Source organism: Bradyrhizobium sp. CCH5-F6 (genome assembly GCF_001556045.1).
In the GTDB taxonomy this organism is placed as follows: domain Bacteria; phylum Pseudomonadota; class Alphaproteobacteria; order Rhizobiales; family Xanthobacteraceae; genus Bradyrhizobium.
On sequence record NZ_LSIC01000038.1, the window covers coordinates 40,334 to 56,547 of the forward strand.

The 16,214-nt window shown below is 63.6% G+C and carries 11 protein-coding genes; 4 read left to right on the plus strand and 7 right to left on the minus strand.

The genetic code is table 11. The annotated features are described in order from the left end of the window. Window positions 1–111: 111 nt before the first annotated feature. Genes AX729_RS06510 through AX729_RS06525 form a run of 4 tightly spaced genes read right to left on the minus strand, consistent with a single transcriptional unit; the run spans window position 112 to window position 5,753 of the window. Window positions 112–1,284 carry a glycosyltransferase gene (locus tag AX729_RS06510; RefSeq protein WP_061021277.1) on the minus strand — a complete coding sequence of 391 codons (1,173 nt, stop codon included), beginning with the start codon at window positions 1,282–1,284 and terminating at the stop codon, window positions 112–114. 10 nt (window positions 1,285–1,294) lie between these two features. Then, window positions 1,295–3,079: an asparagine synthase (glutamine-hydrolyzing) gene (asnB, locus tag AX729_RS06515; protein WP_061021244.1), complete on the minus strand. Its 1,785-nt coding sequence runs from the start codon at window positions 3,077–3,079 to the stop codon at window positions 1,295–1,297. Between the two features lie 53 nt (window positions 3,080–3,132). Continuing rightward, a complete protein-coding gene (locus tag AX729_RS06520) occupies window positions 3,133–4,107 on the minus strand; it encodes an aldo/keto reductase (RefSeq protein ID WP_061021245.1) in 975 nt (324 codons plus the stop codon). Next, window positions 4,104–5,753 carry an FAD-dependent oxidoreductase gene (locus tag AX729_RS06525; protein WP_061021247.1) on the minus strand — a complete coding sequence of 550 codons (1,650 nt, stop codon included), beginning with the start codon at window positions 5,751–5,753 and terminating at the stop codon, window positions 4,104–4,106. Before AX729_RS06525 ends, AX729_RS06520 begins: the two co-directional genes overlap by 4 nt. 676 nt (window positions 5,754–6,429) lie before the next feature. Between AX729_RS06525 and AX729_RS06530 the strand changes: the two genes are divergently transcribed. From AX729_RS06530 to fcl, 4 genes are all read left to right on the plus strand, one after another. Beyond that, entirely contained in the window at window positions 6,430–7,197 is a 768-nt protein-coding gene (locus tag AX729_RS06530) for a hypothetical protein (RefSeq protein WP_156456762.1), read from the plus strand. Next, complete coding sequence (locus tag AX729_RS06535; RefSeq protein WP_061021251.1) at window positions 7,197–8,630, plus strand: MBOAT family O-acyltransferase; 1,434 nt, start codon at window positions 7,197–7,199, stop codon at window positions 8,628–8,630. The genes AX729_RS06530 and AX729_RS06535 overlap by 1 nt, the downstream gene beginning before the upstream one ends. Window positions 8,631–8,770: 140 nt before the next feature. Then, window positions 8,771–9,841: a GDP-mannose 4,6-dehydratase gene (gene gmd / locus AX729_RS06540; RefSeq protein WP_061021253.1), complete on the plus strand. Its 1,071-nt coding sequence runs from the start codon at window positions 8,771–8,773 to the stop codon at window positions 9,839–9,841. Next, window positions 9,822–10,775, plus strand: a complete 954-nt coding sequence (gene fcl / locus AX729_RS06545; RefSeq protein ID WP_061021255.1) for a GDP-L-fucose synthase — start codon at window positions 9,822–9,824, stop codon at window positions 10,773–10,775. Before gmd ends, fcl begins: the two co-directional genes overlap by 20 nt. Before the next feature lie 63 nt (window positions 10,776–10,838). On the opposite strand, the gene AX729_RS06550 is transcribed toward fcl, so the two are convergent. The 3 genes from AX729_RS06550 to AX729_RS06560 form a co-directional block, all read right to left on the minus strand. Then, window positions 10,839–12,608, minus strand: coding sequence for a carbamoyltransferase family protein (locus AX729_RS06550; RefSeq protein ID WP_061021256.1), 1,770 nt, complete (start codon window positions 12,606–12,608; stop codon window positions 10,839–10,841). 139 nt (window positions 12,609–12,747) lie between these two features. Then, window positions 12,748–14,934 carry a glycosyl hydrolase family 28-related protein gene (locus AX729_RS06555; protein WP_061021258.1) on the minus strand — a complete coding sequence of 729 codons (2,187 nt, stop codon included), beginning with the start codon at window positions 14,932–14,934 and terminating at the stop codon, window positions 12,748–12,750. Window positions 14,935–14,999: 65 nt separating this feature from the next. Beyond that, window positions 15,000–15,929 carry a peptidylprolyl isomerase gene (locus AX729_RS06560; RefSeq protein WP_061021279.1) on the minus strand — a complete coding sequence of 310 codons (930 nt, stop codon included), beginning with the start codon at window positions 15,927–15,929 and terminating at the stop codon, window positions 15,000–15,002. Window positions 15,930–16,214 lie beyond the last annotated feature (285 nt).

The window sequence follows — 16,214 nt, forward strand, 5'->3', positions numbered from 1 at the left end:
GACATTATCACTATAACGATAAGACAGATAACAATTGGGAGAAGTGTGAGGCGTCGGCGGCTCGATCCCGAGGGAGGGACCGCCGGCCAATTCCGCTGCAGTGATGCCAGATCAGGTGCGCGGTGGCGCCGCCTGCAAATCGCTGACCACGTCGATCAGCGCCGTCGCCATCCGATCGACGCTGAAGCGCTCGCGGAACAGCGCGCGCGTGCGCCGGGTCATCGCAGCGCGGTCATCCGGCGACATCGCCAGCCAGGCCTTGAGAACATCGAGCGTGCCTGCGGCGGAATCCTCGGCGACGAGCCCGGCCCGCGCTTCGACGACCTCCCGCCAGATATTGACCTTGTTCGAGATCAGCACGGGCAGGCCGCAGCCGAGCGCTTCGGCAACGGAGATGCCGAAATTCTCCTGATGTGACGGCAACATGAAGGCTTCGCTGGCGTAGAACGCGCCCCATTTGGCATCGCCCACCAGCATGCCTGGCCACGTAATCCTGTCGGCAAGGCCAAGTGTTCTCGCCCGGGCCTTGAGCTCTGCGACCCAGCCGGTCTGGTCTGGTCCCGCCATCAGCAGATGCAGGCGCGGCTCCTCGGCGGCAACTTGCGCAAAGGCCTCGACCATGAGATCGCAGCCCTTCTTGGCATGAAGCCGGCCGAGGAACAGCATCACGCGTTTGCCGCGCAACTCGGGGTGATCGGCAAGGAAGGCCTCCCGCAGCGGATCGGCGTCCTGCGGGGGCAAGCGTGTTCCATAGGAGACCACGCGTTCGCGAGCCTGGTACGGCCGGAACGAATGTCGCGCCAGCAGCCGCTCTTCCTGGCTGGTGAACAGGACTGCGGCGGCGTCGCGCAGCACGCGGTATTCGGCGAACCGCCAGTAGATCAACTTCTTGAGGCGTTTGAGCGGGTAGGCCTGGTTGAACCAGGGGTCCAGCATACCGTGAGTGAAGATCACGTATGGGCGACCCAGTTCGCGCATCACCTGCCAGGCGGCGAAGCTGTGATATTGCCAGAGACCGTTGACGACGACGGCGTCGAAGCCGGCGGCATGGGCTCGCAGCCAGGGGCGGAGGGACGCCGCGTAATAATATCCGCCCCGCCTGGGCGGGCCCAGCGCGTGCACCGGAAGCGGAAAGGCGTCGACATGCGAAGCGCCGGGGTCATCGGACGACGCAACTTCGACCTCGTGACCCATCTCCCGCAGACGAAGGCCGCGCTGGAGCACGCCCTCGATGGGCCCGCCAAAACGCCGGTCGACGGAGGAGACGACATGCAGCAGCTTCATGACCGTGACCTCATGCCGCCGCGAAGCGTCCATAGAGCTGCTTTGCCCAGTCCCGATACTGCATGACGCCGCGGCGCGCCCCAGGATTGAGCCATTGATGGATCGGCACGGAAAAGCCCGTCTTGGGTCTGTTGAGTACCGATTCCGGCAAGTGCGGCGCCACGCGGCGAACGATGGTGCGCTTTTCGTTCGCAGCATCCAGGTCCGGCAGCTCGACGAAGTCGCGAAGCAGGTGCAGGTCGACCAGTGGCACGCGGATCTCGAGCGAGTGAGCCATGCCTGCCCAATCGGCATCACGGAGCAACTGGTTGCGCATGTACCATTGCATTTCCAGCGCAGAGACGGCGAGCCGATCGCGGTCAAGCCCCTCGATGCTCCCCTCGAGACGTTTTACCGTTGCCAGTTCCTGCAAGCCGTCTTTCGCCATCGCAGGGTCCATCAGGCCCGCGAGTTCCCAGGGCATGTGAAGCGCTCGCCGGAGGAGATAGGCCCCCGCCAGGCTGTGGCCGTATTCGGCCAAGCCGGCATATTTCGGCGACGGCATCAATGATGCAAATGGCTGGACGAGACCGCGCAAGAGAACGCCGGCGCGCTCATTGACTGGCGCACGTTGCATCAGCTTCACCAGCTTCGGCACCTGGTTGAAGCTGGGATAGGATCCGAACAGTTCGTCGCCGCCGAGCCCCGAGATGGCAACCTTGAGACCTTGCGCGGCAGCGGCCTTTGAAACGAACCAGACGTTGATCCCGTCGATCGACGGCTGGTCCATCGCTTCGATCAACCGCTCGCGGTCGCCCTCGAAGTCGTGCGCGGAGATCCGGTTCAGCGCATGTTTCGCGTTGAGCAGGCCTGCGACTTCGTCGGCCAGTCCGGCCTCGTCGTGGGGGGTGCCGGCATATTCGTTGAAGCCGAGGGTGAGCGTGCGCAGTTCACCCCCATGCGCCGCACAGGCCGCGAGCATCGTGGAGTCGAGGCCCGCCGACAGGAACACGCCGACCGGTACGTCCGCGACCATGTGGGCGGCGACGCTGTCCTTCACTGCAGCGGCGATCTGATCGAGCGCGTCCTCAGTGCGGCCTCCGGCAGCCGACGGCAAACGGCAGAGCGTATCGAGCACATTGGCAAAGCATACCGGTGGCGCCGTGCGCCCGTTTCCGAAACGCTGCCAATGACCGGGTGGCAACGCGCGGATGCCGCGATAGAGCGTGTAGGGTTCGGGTACTGATCCCCACAGCAGGAAGCCGGCGTGGCCGGCCGGTTCGGGCCTGCGGTCGATCGAGGTCTGGAGTAACGGCTTGACCTGCGATGCGAAGCGGACCGTGGCGCCGTTGTCGGCAACGTAGAGCGGCTTGATGCCGAAGGGGTCGCGGGCCAGCAGCAACTCCCGTCGCCCGGCGTCCCACAATGCGAAGGCATACATGCCGCGCAGGTCCGCAAACATCCCGGTGCCCTGCCGGGCATAGAGCTTGAGCAGAACTTCGGTGTCGGACTGTGTGCGCGTGGCAACACCCTGGCTGTTCAAGCGCGCCCGCAGCGATTGATGATTGTAGATCTCTCCGTTGAAGCAGATCCAGTTGCCGGTCTCGGGATCGAGCATCGGTTGCGCGCCACCTTCGCTCAGGTCGATGATGGCGAGGCGCCGATGCGCAAACCCGACGCGCGCGTCGTCCGACAACCAGAGGCCGGACGCGTCCGGACCGCGCGCGGTCATCGCGTCCCGGACGCGCAGCAGTTCGGACCTGTCGACCGGGGAAGCATCGGTGCCGTAGGCAAACGAGCCGTTGATTGCGCACATGACTCAGTGTTTCCAAGCCGGGAAATGCCGTGACGCGATGTCAGGACGGTGCATCAGGATGCTCCCGCAAGAGAAGGGGCTGCGGTCAGCGCTTCCCGCAGAGCGGAAGCAAGCCCAGGGGCCGGCGATTCCGCGCATGCTGCCACGTTCCGCTGCATGTGGTCGCTCCGGAACATCGAGACGATAACGATGCCGTCGGGGTTGTTGGCGAAAGCGAAGCGCAGAAGCAGATCCGCAGCATTCTGCGAGACGTCGATCCCGTATGCGCGCGCGACGGCACTGACGCGTCCGGCGCGGTCAGCGGAAAGACCGGCAATAGCCTGCCAGGCATCGGCATCGAGTGCCCCATGCGTCACGAACAACGGCGGGGCCGCGAACCGTGCCAGCAGGGTCGGGGCGGCGTTGCCGAGCGGAGTGTCGCGAAACTGGGCGATGTCGATCGGCATCCCGCCGTCGGCGGCTGCCATCACACTGGCAGGCTCGCCTGCGACGGACAGCGCGCGCACGTACCCCTTCTCGACGAGGCGGCACAGCCTGTCGAAAACGAGGTCGCTCGAGGCCTCGTCCGGCGTCGGGTCGTGTAGTGCAAGAACGTCGATGTAGTCGGTGCCGAGCGCGCGCAGGCTGTTGGTAACCGACGTCTCGATGGCCTCGGCGTCGATCGCCGCCCGCGTTCCGGTCGAGCGCGCTCCTGACGCAATCCGCCGCAGGGCGGGAAACGCCGCAACCGCCTTTCGGGCAGCAGGCCGGAGCAGCCTCGTGGTGACCGACAGCTGCGGAGGGGCGATACCGAACTTGGTGCAGATCGCGACCTTGTCGCGCCGCCCCCGGAGCGACCGGCCGAGTAGCGTTTCCGCGAGTCCGTCGCCATAGGGAGGAGCGACGTCAAACCAGCTGATGCCCAGATCGAGTGCGCGCGCAACCGCACGCTGGCCTTCAGTCGCTGAAATGCGCGAGCCCAGCGATGCGCAACCGAATCCGATCGCCGAAACCTCGAGACCCAGCCTCGGAACACGGACCAGTCTCATGCCGCTACTCCAAGATCCCCGGCGCGCGCATTTTCCGACAGGTGCGCAGCCAGTCTCAGCGCGAGGGCAACCGCCGCGAAGGTCGGGTTCGCGTGGCTGGAGGAGACGAACACGGAGCTTGACGCCACGTAGAGGTTTTCGATGCCGTGGACACGGCAGTTCGCATCGACGACACTGTCTTCCGCGCTCAGACCCATGCGGGTTGTGCCGATCTGATGGAACCCGTCCTTGGCCTGATGCAACACGCTGGCAACGCGAGCCTCTGCTGGCATGTGATATTCGAGGCGGCCGTAACCGGCGTCTCGCAGCGATCGGTCGAGGATTTCATGGGCCCGGACGACGGACTGAGCGTCGGCTTCCGAAAACCGCAGGTCGATGTCGAGGAAGGGCAGGCCCAGCGCATCCTTGCGGTCCGAAAGGCTGACACGGGAGTTGCCGTTCGGTCCGTGTTCGGCCAGAAAATGTAGCGCATAGCGGCCCTCTGCGCTTCGGATGAGGAAGCCCGGCCGCCGGGGCCTGGCAAGAAAGCGCGCCTGGACGATGGTGGCGAGATTCTGCAGTGTCTCCAGCGGCGACCGCAGCACGTTGCGCAGATGGTCGCTCCAGCGATGTGGCGCAGGGCCGACGTGGATCGCGCGTATCGCTTCCGGCAGCAGGCGTCGGCCGATCGGCGGAACGGCAAGCGCCATCCAGACCAACGACAGGATGCCGTTGCGGTGAGCGGGTTGATGGAACGGCGGATTGTCGAGCCAGAAGGCGATATTGAGGAGTCTCTCGCGCTGCTGCACTTCGCGTGCAAGCGTGAAGCGCCTGCGAACGTACACGCCCTCGTCGAGAAAGAAGTTGTGGCCTGAAGCGGTGGCAGGGTCCGCGAGAACCACGTCCGCGATCTTTCCGGAGGCGTGCCCCATGTAGAAACGGCCGAGAGTGCTCCCGAACAGGCCCGGCCGATTCTGCTGTGCGAACAGCAGCAGCCGCGTCGTTTCCAGCCCGCCGCAAGCCAGCACCGTTGAACGGGCCGCGATCCGGCGCCTCTGCTTTGCATCGCAGGCGGTCAGTTCCACGACGCGACGGCCGTCATCCGACACCTTGAATTCCGTCACGGTCGCACCCAGCACGACCTTGATGAGGGTGGATTGCGCGAGACGCGCGCGATTCCTGCGCCCGGCGTCGATATTTGCCGTCCAGCGCTCGAGCTGGTCGGTCCGGACGTGGCCGTCGAGCGACTGTGATGCCGTCGAAGTCGTGAAGCGGGCAGGGCCGATACCGAAGAAATCGGCCGCCGCGTCATACCAAGACGATATGTCCCGATGCGTAATTGGCCAGACGGCGCCCGGCACGTGGGGGCGCCTCGCGAAATCGACGTCGTCGAACGGAACGCAGCGCCCGCCCCACCAGCGCGACGTGCCACCGAGCCCGCGGCAGATCGCGATCTGCGTCGGCGCGTGTCGCCGTTCGTCGATCAGGTGGTCAGACGAGAGTGCCGCGGCGAATTCGTCCGAGCCCTCGCGCCCGGATTCCAGTAGGACCACGGAAAGTCCGCGCTGTTCGCAGGCAAGGGCCAGTGCGATGCCGACGGGACCGCCGCCCACCACGCAGACGTCGCATGGTCCGAATTCGCCGACATCCGCGAATGACGTCAGCATCCGTGCGCCTCGTTCGGCACCGCGGAGGTCGTGACCGTCACTGCCATGCTCTACCCCGAAGTTACGCGCGACTGCCGCTGCGGTGCCCCGCTGCACATGCGAACGCGCGCTTCTCTAGCCAATGTTATCCCTCACCGCAATCCATCGAATGAATGTGATTGCGAGCGAATGTTATCGTCAAACTGTAATGTTTGTTTGGTATCGGCTGCGCCTCAGATGGCAGGGGTGGGCCGGATCGTAGCTGCAACATGTCGCGCGGCGATGATCCGCGGCCTGCAGGTCGGGACGAGCGCTCCATCGTCATGACCGCCCGGCGTCCTCCTGCTACAGCGTCATCCCGCGAGTTGTCTCGGAAATGTCCAAGCCGCGCCGGCACCAACCTTCCGAAAGACTGTCGCTCGTCTCGAACCTGCCACGGCCGGCAACTGACGTGACGGAAGCACTCGGCGGCTCGGGAGAGTTCCGGGCAGTCGATCTTTCGAGTGCAGCGCAGACGAGATCCTGGATCAGGCGAGCAGGGATCTTTGTCCTGCTCTTCGGCGCAGTCTGGATTGCGCTGGGGGCGGCCCAAGTCCTGCTTCCTTTCCTCAGGCCGGGCTCGGTGGTCATTGCCGACGCAAAGTTCGACACGCTCGTCAAGAATCCGATGTTCGATCCGCTGGACCGGTATCGTGTCATGGTGTTCGGCAACAGCAAGATCCTCTCGGCCTTCCGGCCGCGCGAACTCGACGCTGAGGTGGGTCCGTACTTCCGTTCCTACAATTTGGGACTGCCCGGTGATGTGCGCTTCCTTCCCATCCTGGAGGCCGCTCTGGCGGCGGGCAACATCCCGACGCACGTGCTGTTGACGATCCCCTGGGATGGGAAGGCCGAAGCCGACGGCCTTGCCGCGCTGCTGCACGACGACAATCGCCTCGCGAGTACGCTTTTCCCGTTCCGCACCTTGCCTCGCGACGCCGCGCTGTTTCTCTTTCAGAACCGGAAGCGGCTCGTGGAAGCAATTCGCGACGTGGAAGCGCAACGATCGGCCATGATCGATGACAGGGGCTGGTACTTCATCAAGTCGCAGAGCCATTATGCCAATGACCGACTGCCGGCGGACTATTCGCTACCGACCGACAATGCCGCGCGAAGCCAACCGCGCTTCATTCCCGAAAGATCCCACGTTCGCGATCGTCTCGAGCAACTGGCGCGGCAGCATGGATTTCAAGTGGTCTTCGTTCCTGCGCTGTTTCGCACGGGGGAGGTGGCGCCGTGCCCGCCGTCTGACCAGTTGCGGATGACTGTCTTGTCCGAGCGGCCACTCGTCCGCGCGCTCGGGCCGGACTATTTCGTCTATCCACCGACGCTCTTTGCCGATCCCCAGCACATGAACCCCACGGGCGCGACGATCTATACCGCGGATTTGGCGAGGCTCCTGAAGGCCAGCGGAGCATTCGACTGATGCTCTTCAATTCCTTCGAGTTCCTGGCATTCTTCGTGGCGTTCCTCGTGCTCTTTTTCGGACTGCCGCAGCGGACCCAGCCGATCCTGTTGCTGATCGCGAGCTACGTGTTCTACATGAGCTGGCGTCCGTCCTTCGGGCTCTTGCTCGCACTGACCACGGCGGTGGACTACACCACCGCGCTGATGATGGCTCGCTCCGGGACGGAGGGCGGCCGCAAGGCGGCAATGATCCTGGCGTTGTCCATCAATCTCGGCATACTCGCGACGGTCAAGTATCTGGATTTCCTGATCGCGAATTTGATCGGTGCGGCCGGACTGTTCGGCTACGTCATTCCGGACTACGCCCTGGGGCTCGCGCTGCCTCTCGGTATCTCCTTCTACACGTTTCAGTCGGTCGGTTACACCTTGGACGTCTACTATCGCAAGGTCGAGGCCGAGCGCGACTTTCTCACCTACGCCCAGTATGTGAGCTTCTTTCCGCAGCTGATCGCCGGTCCAATCGAGCGCGCCGGTCACATGCTGCCGCAGTTTCGCGCGGCCCATCGGTTGTCCTTCCCGGATTTGAGCGCGGGCCTGTTCCTGATCGGCTACGGGCTCTTCAAGAAGATGTGCATCGCCGACGTCGTGTCGCCGGTGGTCAACGGGATCTACGCCAATCCGGAGCAATATTCGGGAAGCTACCAGTTGCTGGCGGTCGTTCTGTTCGCGATCCAGATCTATTGCGATTTTTCCGGCTATTCCGATATTGCCCGCGGGACGGCCCGGATCATGGGATTCGATCTCATGATCAACTTTCGACAGCCGTATTTTGCCAGCAGCCTGAACGAGTTCTGGCGTTGCTGGCATATTTCGCTGTCCAGCTGGTTTCGCGACTATCTGTTCATTCCGCTCGGCGGCAGCCGCGGCAACGAGCGGACCACCGCGCGCAATCTGATGATCGTGTTCGCCGTCAGCGGCATCTGGCACGGCGCTGCGTGGACCTTCGCGGCCTGGGGCGTGCTGCACGGTATCGGTCTGGTGCTCGAACGCGCATTCACGAGGACCGTGAGGCCGGAGCTCTGGTTGGGAGCGCCCGCCCGACGGCTGCTTGGCTGGGTCTGGATGATAACGATCGTGCTGGCAGGATGGGTGTTCTTTCGGTCGACCAGCCTTGCGAACGCATTTATCGCGTTCCGAAGCCTGGGTGAGTTCGGTCCGATGTCCTATGGTACGCTCAAGATGCTCGGGCTATCGAGCGTGGAACTGGCGATGCTAGGGGTCTCGCTGCTCATCCTGTTCCTGGTCGATTTCCTCCTGGCGTTCCGCCCGCAGCGGCTCCAGGCGCTTGGCCAAATGCGCTGGCTTTCGACAGGCGCGGGCGTTGCGCTAGCGTACTACATCATCCTGTTCGGCATCTTTGGTCATGCCGAGTTCATCTATTTCCAGTTCTGAGCATGCGAGCCGTTGTGAGGCGATTGCGCGCAGAATCGACCCTGATACGCAGCCGGGTGACCGGCTCGATCGGTGCGTCAAACAAGCCCAAGGTACCGCGGCAACCGGTATCGCGAATCTGCAGGAGTGAGGTGTGAGACATGACTAAGCGGATCGCTCTCATCACCGGCGTGACCGGACAGGACGGCGCCTATCTCGCCGAATATCTGTTGTCGGTCGGCTATGTCGTGCACGGCATCAAGCGGCGCTCATCCTCGTTCAACACGGCAAGGGTGGACCATCTCTACCAGGACCCGCATGTCGGCGACGTACCGTTCCTGATGCATTACGGCGACATGACCGATTCCACCAATCTGATCCGCCTGGTGCAGCAGATCCGGCCTACCGAGATCTACAATCTCGCCGCCCAGAGCCATGTGGCAGTCAGCTTCGAAAGCCCGGAATACACGGCCAATGCCGACGCCATCGGCGTGCTGCGCCTGCTGGAGGCGATCCGCATCCTCGGCATGGAGAAAGAGACGCGGTTCTACCAGGCCTCGACGTCCGAACTTTACGGCCTCGTGCAGGAGATTCCGCAGAAGGAGACCACTCCGTTCTATCCGCGCTCGCCCTATGGCGTCGCGAAGCTCTACGGGTACTGGATCACGGTGAACTACCGCGAAGCCTACGGCATGTTTGCCGCGAACGGCATCCTGTTCAACCACGAGAGCCCGATCCGGGGCGAGACCTTCGTGACGCGCAAGATCACCCGCGCCGTGGCGCGCATCGAGGTCGGTCTGGACGAGACGCTCTATCTCGGCAATCTCGAGGCCAAGCGCGACTGGGGCCACGCCCGGGATTATGTCGAGGGCATGCACAGGATCCTGCAGGCCGACAAGCCGGACGATTTCGTGCTCGCCACCGGCGAGACGCGCTCGGTGCGCGAGATGGTGGAACTGGCCTTCGCGCAGGTCGGCCGCCGCATCGCATGGCGCGGCAAGGGCGTCGGCGAAACCGGCGTGGACGAAAAGAGCGGCAAGACGGTCGTGAAGATCGACCCGACCTATTTCCGTCCGACCGAGGTCGACATCCTGGTCGGCGACGCCAGCAAGGCGCGCAAGGTGCTGGGCTGGACGCCGAAGCGCACCTTCGCGCAACTGGTCGAGGAGATGGTCGCGAGCGATCTGGCCGAGGCGAAGCGGGATGCGGGCCATGGCAAGCGCACTGTTTGAGCTGAAGGGCAAACGCGTCTACGTCGCCGGCCATCGCGGCATGGTCGGCAGCGCTTTGGTGCGCCGACTGGCGCGGGAGGACGTCGATCTCGTGACGGCGGACCGGCGCGAGGTCGATCTCTGCAACCAGGCCGCCGTGTTCGACTGGTTCGCGAAGCTGCGGCCGCAGGTCGTCTTCCTCGCGGCGGCGAAAGTCGGCGGCATCGTCGCCAACAACACGCTGCGCGCCGAGTTCATCTACGACAACATCGCGATCGCATCCAATGTGATCCACGCCGCGCATCAGAGCGGCGCCGAGAAGCTGATGTTCCTCGGCTCCTCCTGCATCTATCCGAAGCTGGCCGCCCAGCCGCTCCGCGAGGACTCCATGCTGACGGGCCCGCTGGAGCCGACCAACGAGCCCTATGCGATCGCCAAGATCGCCGGGATCAAGATGGCGGAGGCCTATCGCAGCCAGTACGGCAGCGACTTCATCAACGTGATGCCGACCAATCTGTACGGCCCCGGCGACAATTATCATCCCGAGTTCAGCCATGTCGTCGCCGCGCTGATCCGGCGCTTCCACGAGGCCAGGGTCGCGGGCGCGAAAAGCGTTGTGGTGTGGGGTACCGGCACGCCCCGGCGCGAGTTCCTCTATGTCGACGACATGGCAGATGCCTGCGTGCATCTAATGAAGACCTACTCGGCTCCCGACCTCGTCAATATCGGCACCGGTGAGGACATCAGCATCGCCGAGTTTGCGCGCATCGTCGCCGAAATCGTCGGCTATCGCGGCGAGATCGCCTTCGATCCTGCCCGCCCGGACGGCACGCCGCGCAAGCTGCTCGACGTCAGTCGCCTCGCCAGTCTCGGCTGGCGCGCCACGACCTCGCTGGAGGAGGGGCTGCGGCGCGCCTATGAGGCTTACCGGACGACGTCGGCATTGCCCGCCTGATCGACGGGCGGTTGCACGGTAGATCGACCGAGCATCAATTTCTGTGATGTCCGCACAGCATTCTCAGGCATTGGGCAGGAGATGCGCGTGCTCGGCCTTCACCACGAGATAGCGGCCGAGACAAATCGCGTCGAGACCGGTCCGCAGGAAGCAGCTCATCGCCTGTTCCGGCGTATCGACGATCGGTTCGTTCTCGTTGAAGCTGGTGTTGAGCACGATGGGGATGCCCGACAACGCGCCGAAGCTTTCGATCAGCTCATAATAGAGCGGGTTTGTCTCGCGCGCGATGCTCTGCAGACGGCCCGTCCCATCGACATGGGTGATGGCCGGGAGCTTCTCCCGCCACTCCGGCCGCAGCTTGACGACGTGCATCATGAAGGGGCTGAAGACGTCCTGTTCGAAATAGGTCGCCACTGCGGGCTGGAGGATGCTGGGCGCGAACGGGCGGAAGCTCTCGCGCCGCTTGATCTTCGCATTGATCACATCCTTCATGTCAGGACGCGTCGGGTCGGCGAGAATGGAGCGATTGCCGAGTGCGCGCGGGCCCCACTCGGAGCGCCCTTGGTACCAGCCCACGACCAGACCGGCATTCAGCAGGGCCGCGACCGCCTTCGGGACCTGCCCGGCAGGCAGCTCCCGCATCGGGCACTGAGACTGCTCCGCCGCGCGGCGCATGGTCTCGTCGGTGTGCGCAGGTCCCCAATAGGCGTGAGTCATGTGAAACCGCTCACGTCCGCCCGCGACATTGTGCCAGGCCCACAGAGCCGCACCCACGCAGAGGCCGTCATCCGCGGAAGCGGGCTGCATATAGGCCTGCTGGAATGGCGTATCGCGCAGCAAACGCGCATTCATGACGCCGTTGAGTGCACAGCCGCCGGCATAGGCAATCTGCGCGGACGGCACGAGGTCGTGCAATCGATTGAAACAATGAAGCGAGATCTCCTCGAACCGCATCTGGCAGGAGCGGGCGATGTCCTTCTCCCGCTGCGTCATTTCTGCGCTCCGCTCCCGCGGGGCACCGAATCTGGCGGTCCATTTGTCGGTGAACAGGCGAAGCATATCGATGCGATGGTTGTCGTCCATCTTGCCGCCTTCGCCGCCGCGGTGCATTCCGAAGTAGCCGTCGGTCAGTTTGAACCAGCCATCCGACCTCGTTTCGACGAGCTCGCGCATCTCGCCCAGATATTTGTCGGTGCCGTAGGGGGCGAGCCCCATAACCTTGTACTCCTCGCCGAAACCGTCGAAGCCGATGAATTGGCAGCAGGCCGTGTAGAAGAAGCCAAGGCTGTGGGGCAGGTGGACACGGTCGATTACTTCGATGCGGGTGCCCTCGCAGCGGGCGGCCATCATGCTGGTGAAGTCGCCGCTGCCGTCATACGAAAATCCGGCGGTGAGACTTTCGAACGGCGAACAGTAATATGAACTCGCAATGTGCGAGAGATGATGCTCGACATTCACCAGCTTCGCCTTGACCGCGTCCGGGGCCTGTCCGCCGGCCTCTGCGACCATGTCGCTGATGCTGAGATCGACCCGTGCGCGGCGCATGTGCTCCATTGCGGCCATGCCGCCAGAGATGGGATTGCGCAGCACATAGGAGACCTGTGCCGCCCGGTTCTGCGAAGGGTCGCGGGCGACCGCTATGAAGTCGAGCTCCTTTGCCGAGATGCCGCCCATGGAAAGAACCGCGCGGATCGCATTCTGCGGAAAGGACGGATCATGCTTGATGCGCCGGCCGAAGCGTTCCTCGGCAGCGGCAGCGACCACTTTGCCATCGAGAACGAGCGCCGCGGAGGCATCGGGATGGTTGAGGTTCAGGCCGAGGATTGCGGTCATCAGGGTGGTCTTTCGATGATGCGTCAGGACGGGACGGAGAGCATTGTTGCTGTTATGAGAACCGGCGGGGCAGCAAGAGGGTAACTAACAACGGAACTTATCATTTAGGTGACTGGGGCGGCGCCGGACGCAGGCTGCGCTACTTCTGGATGCGCTTCTCTTCGTTCTTGCGGGCGATCCACCACGCGACGCCGCGATCGATCGTCAGACCCTCGCGCGATGCGCCTGTGATGTTGTCCTCGATGACGACGTCGCGAACGCCTGGCGAAGCGGGGGCAAATCCCCTGATCTCGATGTGCGCATCCTGATCCAGTCGATTGCCGCGGATGACGATCGCCTGAACCATTGGCGGGCGGTTCGCGCTCGTCGCGGTCTGGTTTCCGCGCACCAGGATCGAAGCCTCGTTGGAAAAGACCGAACGTTCGGGGCCTGCGCGATACACGTTGCCTTCGAGGATGTGATTGCCGAGAAACTGCGTTCGCCAGACGGGCTGGAATTGCTCGTAGGACAGACCGAAGGCGGCGAAGCCGCTGGTCCTGTTCGAGCGATTGCCCGCGATGACATGGCCCAGGGCCGTTCCATAGGCCTGGGCGGCGACACCGGTGTCCTCGAACGAATTGCCGATGACGAGGTAGTTCTGCTGGGCCTGGGTGACCGTGATCTCCGAGGTTTCGTCGAGCGGCACCGGAAGCGGCCGATCGAGCGTGATCGACAGACCGCCGGGCTTGTCGTCGCGCGCCTTGAGGCGGGCATATTGGCCGGTGCCGCGGCCGTTCACCACCATGACGGCGGCGTTCGTCCAGTCGAGACTTGCGGGATACGGATTTGGGCGGTCGCGCAGCGACAATCCATCGGGCATCGTGCTCCGTGCGTGCCCGAAATAATAGCCGCCGGGCCCGTCCGTCGTCATCGCTTCCCGGTCGAGCCCGTAGATGGCCTTGAACGTGTTGCCGCCGATGAAGATGTTTTCGGAGGCGCTGACGGATTTCGACAGGGTCGTGATGCCGCCACCGCTGGCCTGAAGATCGGCCGAGGACACGGTATTGTTCTCGAAGATGACCTGGCGCGATCCGACCAGTGAATAGGCGCCGTAGCGCCCGTTGATCAGGATGTTGCCGGTGACGACGGCGTTGCTCGCCTTGAACAGCCTCAGTGAGTGTCCAGATCCCAGGACATCGCAATCCGTGACCTCGATGCGGTCGCCGCTCAACCGAATGCTGTCCGGCGCCGCGGCGGCGTAGGTACGCTGAAAATCGTTCATGCGACGAAGGGCGGCGTCCGGCTCCATCAGGCCCCGAAAGGCCGAGGCTCGAATGCGAACGCGCCTGATGGCAATATCACCGGCGCCAGGTGCCTGTTGCTCGCCGAACTGGAATCCTCCGGCGATGACATGCGGGTGGTTGGAGGCGTAGATCGTGACATCCTCGATTGCAAACCGCGAGGTGCCGCGGATCAAGGCGGCCGGCAGGCTTTCGAAGTCGGGCCAGAGGAGATTGACGAGATCCGTACGTTCTCCTCTGAGCTTCACTCCGGGCGGAATGCTGATCATGTCGGAGACGAGATATCGCCCCCGCGGGAAATAGACCGTGCCACCGCCAGCTTCATTTGCCGCATCGATCGTAGCCTTGATCGCCCGGGTACTATCGAAACGGCCATTTCCGTTTGCGCCGTAGGCCCGGACATCATACTCCTGCTCGGTCATCGGCGCCGAAACGCGGACGGTGAGGGCGCCCGCATCGACGGACTCGCTCTCACCACCATCGCCGTTTGCGAGCCGCAGTGCATAGCGTCCGGGTCTGACGTCCTTCGGGATGCGAAAGATGCCACGCCACATATCGCCTTTGACGAAAGGAGCATCAATCCGGCCCTGGTTTTCCTCCGCAATCAGCGACAAGTGTACCCGTCCGGCGTCGCGAACGATGTTGCGGCCGAACACCTGAAGCCAGCCGCCCGGTGATGCATCATCGCCGAGATCTCCCTGCCTCCAGTAGACGGTTGGCAGATTGATCCGTCCTGTGATTGCGCCTTGCGCATGCGTCAGTGCGAACCGGTACAGACCGGGGCTGAAGTCCTTCGGGACCACGAATTTGAGGGAGAGCGGATTGGACTGCAGAATTGGGACGGTCGTTTCCTGTCCGGCGCCGCGACCCGGCACGTCCGTTATCCGCGCCACGGTCGCCGATGTGATCTGATCGAGATCCGCACCGGTGACCAGGACGGTCTCATCCGGGCCAACGGGGTCGTTGAACCAGAACATGACGGGCTGCGCAGTTGCGGTCCCACTCCACAGACAGTGCAGCAGGATGGCCAATCGAACCTTCGTCATCGTGGATGCCCCGCAGCGCTGTTCGACGGGCGTGCGTGGCCGATGGGGCAGGTCATCGCCACACGCTATTTGCGGCCGACCGTTGCCTTGTCCGCTCCCTGCGGCTGGTCGACGCGCTCGATCTTGGCCTCGGAACGAATCTTGTCGACGAGTTCCAGCTGTGCGGCATTCGCAACGAGAACGGCGAGGCGGTCGCGGACCTTGTCATAGGCGGCAGGCTGCCGGGTCCGCATGTCATCGAGCTTCAGGATGTGCCAGCCGACCGCCGTCTTGAATGGTGCGGACACCTCGCCTTTCTTCAGCTTGAAGGCAATTTCGGCGTATTCCTTGCCCATCTCGCCGCGCGCGCGCCAGTCGTAGTCGCCCCCTCGGTTCTTGGTCACGGGATCTTCGGACATGTCGGCGACCACGACTGCGAAGTCCTCGCCCTTGTTTATCCGTGCAATCGCCGCCTGCGCTTTCTGCTCCGCTGCCTTCACGGCGGCATCGTCCGCGGGAGGCGCGATCATGAAGACGATATGTCGCAGATGCAGCTCCGGTTCGGTCGGCGCTCCCTTCACCACGACTTCCTCGTAGGCCTTGCGCATCGCCTCCTCGGTCACCGCTTGCTGCCCGACGACCGTCAGGAAATGATTGGACAGCCCCTGATTGCGCGCAAACGTCATACGACGCTGCAGGTCCGCCTCGTCCACGATGTTGCGATCCTTGGCGGCCTGAGACAGCAGCACGCCGTCGATCAGGATCTTCACGAGGGTGTCGCGGCGCTCGAGGGGTTCGCGCGTGAGAAGGTTACGGCCGAGGATATCGTCGGCGACTTGAATATCGCTCTCGAGAATCTTCTGGCCGTTCACGATGGCAACGACGGAATCCGGCGTTTGAGCCTGGGCCAACGCCGGTGCTGCGGCACCGAGCAGAAGGGCAAGCCAGAAGCTCGCGGTACCCGCACGTGCCTTGTCGAAGGGGCGAGCCGTAAGGATGGGGGACGAGACGCTCATGTCGCTTCCTCTCGTGGGACGGTCGTTGCAGCTCACGCCGCTCGTCATGCGTCTGATCTCGTCGAGGCTGCATGTCGAAGTGCGATCACTTTGCGGGGCCGCTTTTTAGCGGCATGACATTGACGATGATGTGATGGCGGCAAGACATGTGTGTGAAGTCACGTTCTTCGCAATCCGCAGGCCGCAATGGGGACTCGACACGCGCAGGAGCGAATTGCGCGCAGCGATTGTCGGCTCTCTCTCTCTCTCTCTCTCTCTCTCTCTCTCTCTCTCTCTCTCTCTCTC

Coding starts and splice junctions, on each gene's coding strand:
- AX729_RS06525 (WP_061021247.1), bottom strand. CDS start 5,753: ATGCTGACGTCATTCGCGGATGTCGGCGAATTCGGACCATGCGACGTC.
- gmd (WP_061021253.1), top strand. CDS start 8,771: ATGACTAAGCGGATCGCTCTCATCACCGGCGTGACCGGACAGGACGGC.
- AX729_RS06530 (WP_156456762.1), top strand. CDS start 6,430: ATGGTGTTCGGCAACAGCAAGATCCTCTCGGCCTTCCGGCCGCGCGAA.
- AX729_RS06520 (WP_061021245.1), bottom strand. CDS start 4,107: ATGAGACTGGTCCGTGTTCCGAGGCTGGGTCTCGAGGTTTCGGCGATC.
- fcl (WP_061021255.1), top strand. CDS start 9,822: ATGGCAAGCGCACTGTTTGAGCTGAAGGGCAAACGCGTCTACGTCGCC.
- AX729_RS06510 (WP_061021277.1), bottom strand. CDS start 1,284: ATGAAGCTGCTGCATGTCGTCTCCTCCGTCGACCGGCGTTTTGGCGGG.
- AX729_RS06535 (WP_061021251.1), top strand. CDS start 7,197: ATGCTCTTCAATTCCTTCGAGTTCCTGGCATTCTTCGTGGCGTTCCTC.
- asnB (WP_061021244.1), bottom strand. CDS start 3,079: ATGTGCGCAATCAACGGCTCGTTTGCCTACGGCACCGATGCTTCCCCG.
- AX729_RS06560 (WP_061021279.1), bottom strand. CDS start 15,929: ATGAGCGTCTCGTCCCCCATCCTTACGGCTCGCCCCTTCGACAAGGCA.
- AX729_RS06555 (WP_061021258.1), bottom strand. CDS start 14,934: ATGACGAAGGTTCGATTGGCCATCCTGCTGCACTGTCTGTGGAGTGGG.
- AX729_RS06550 (WP_061021256.1), bottom strand. CDS start 12,608: ATGACCGCAATCCTCGGCCTGAACCTCAACCATCCCGATGCCTCCGCG.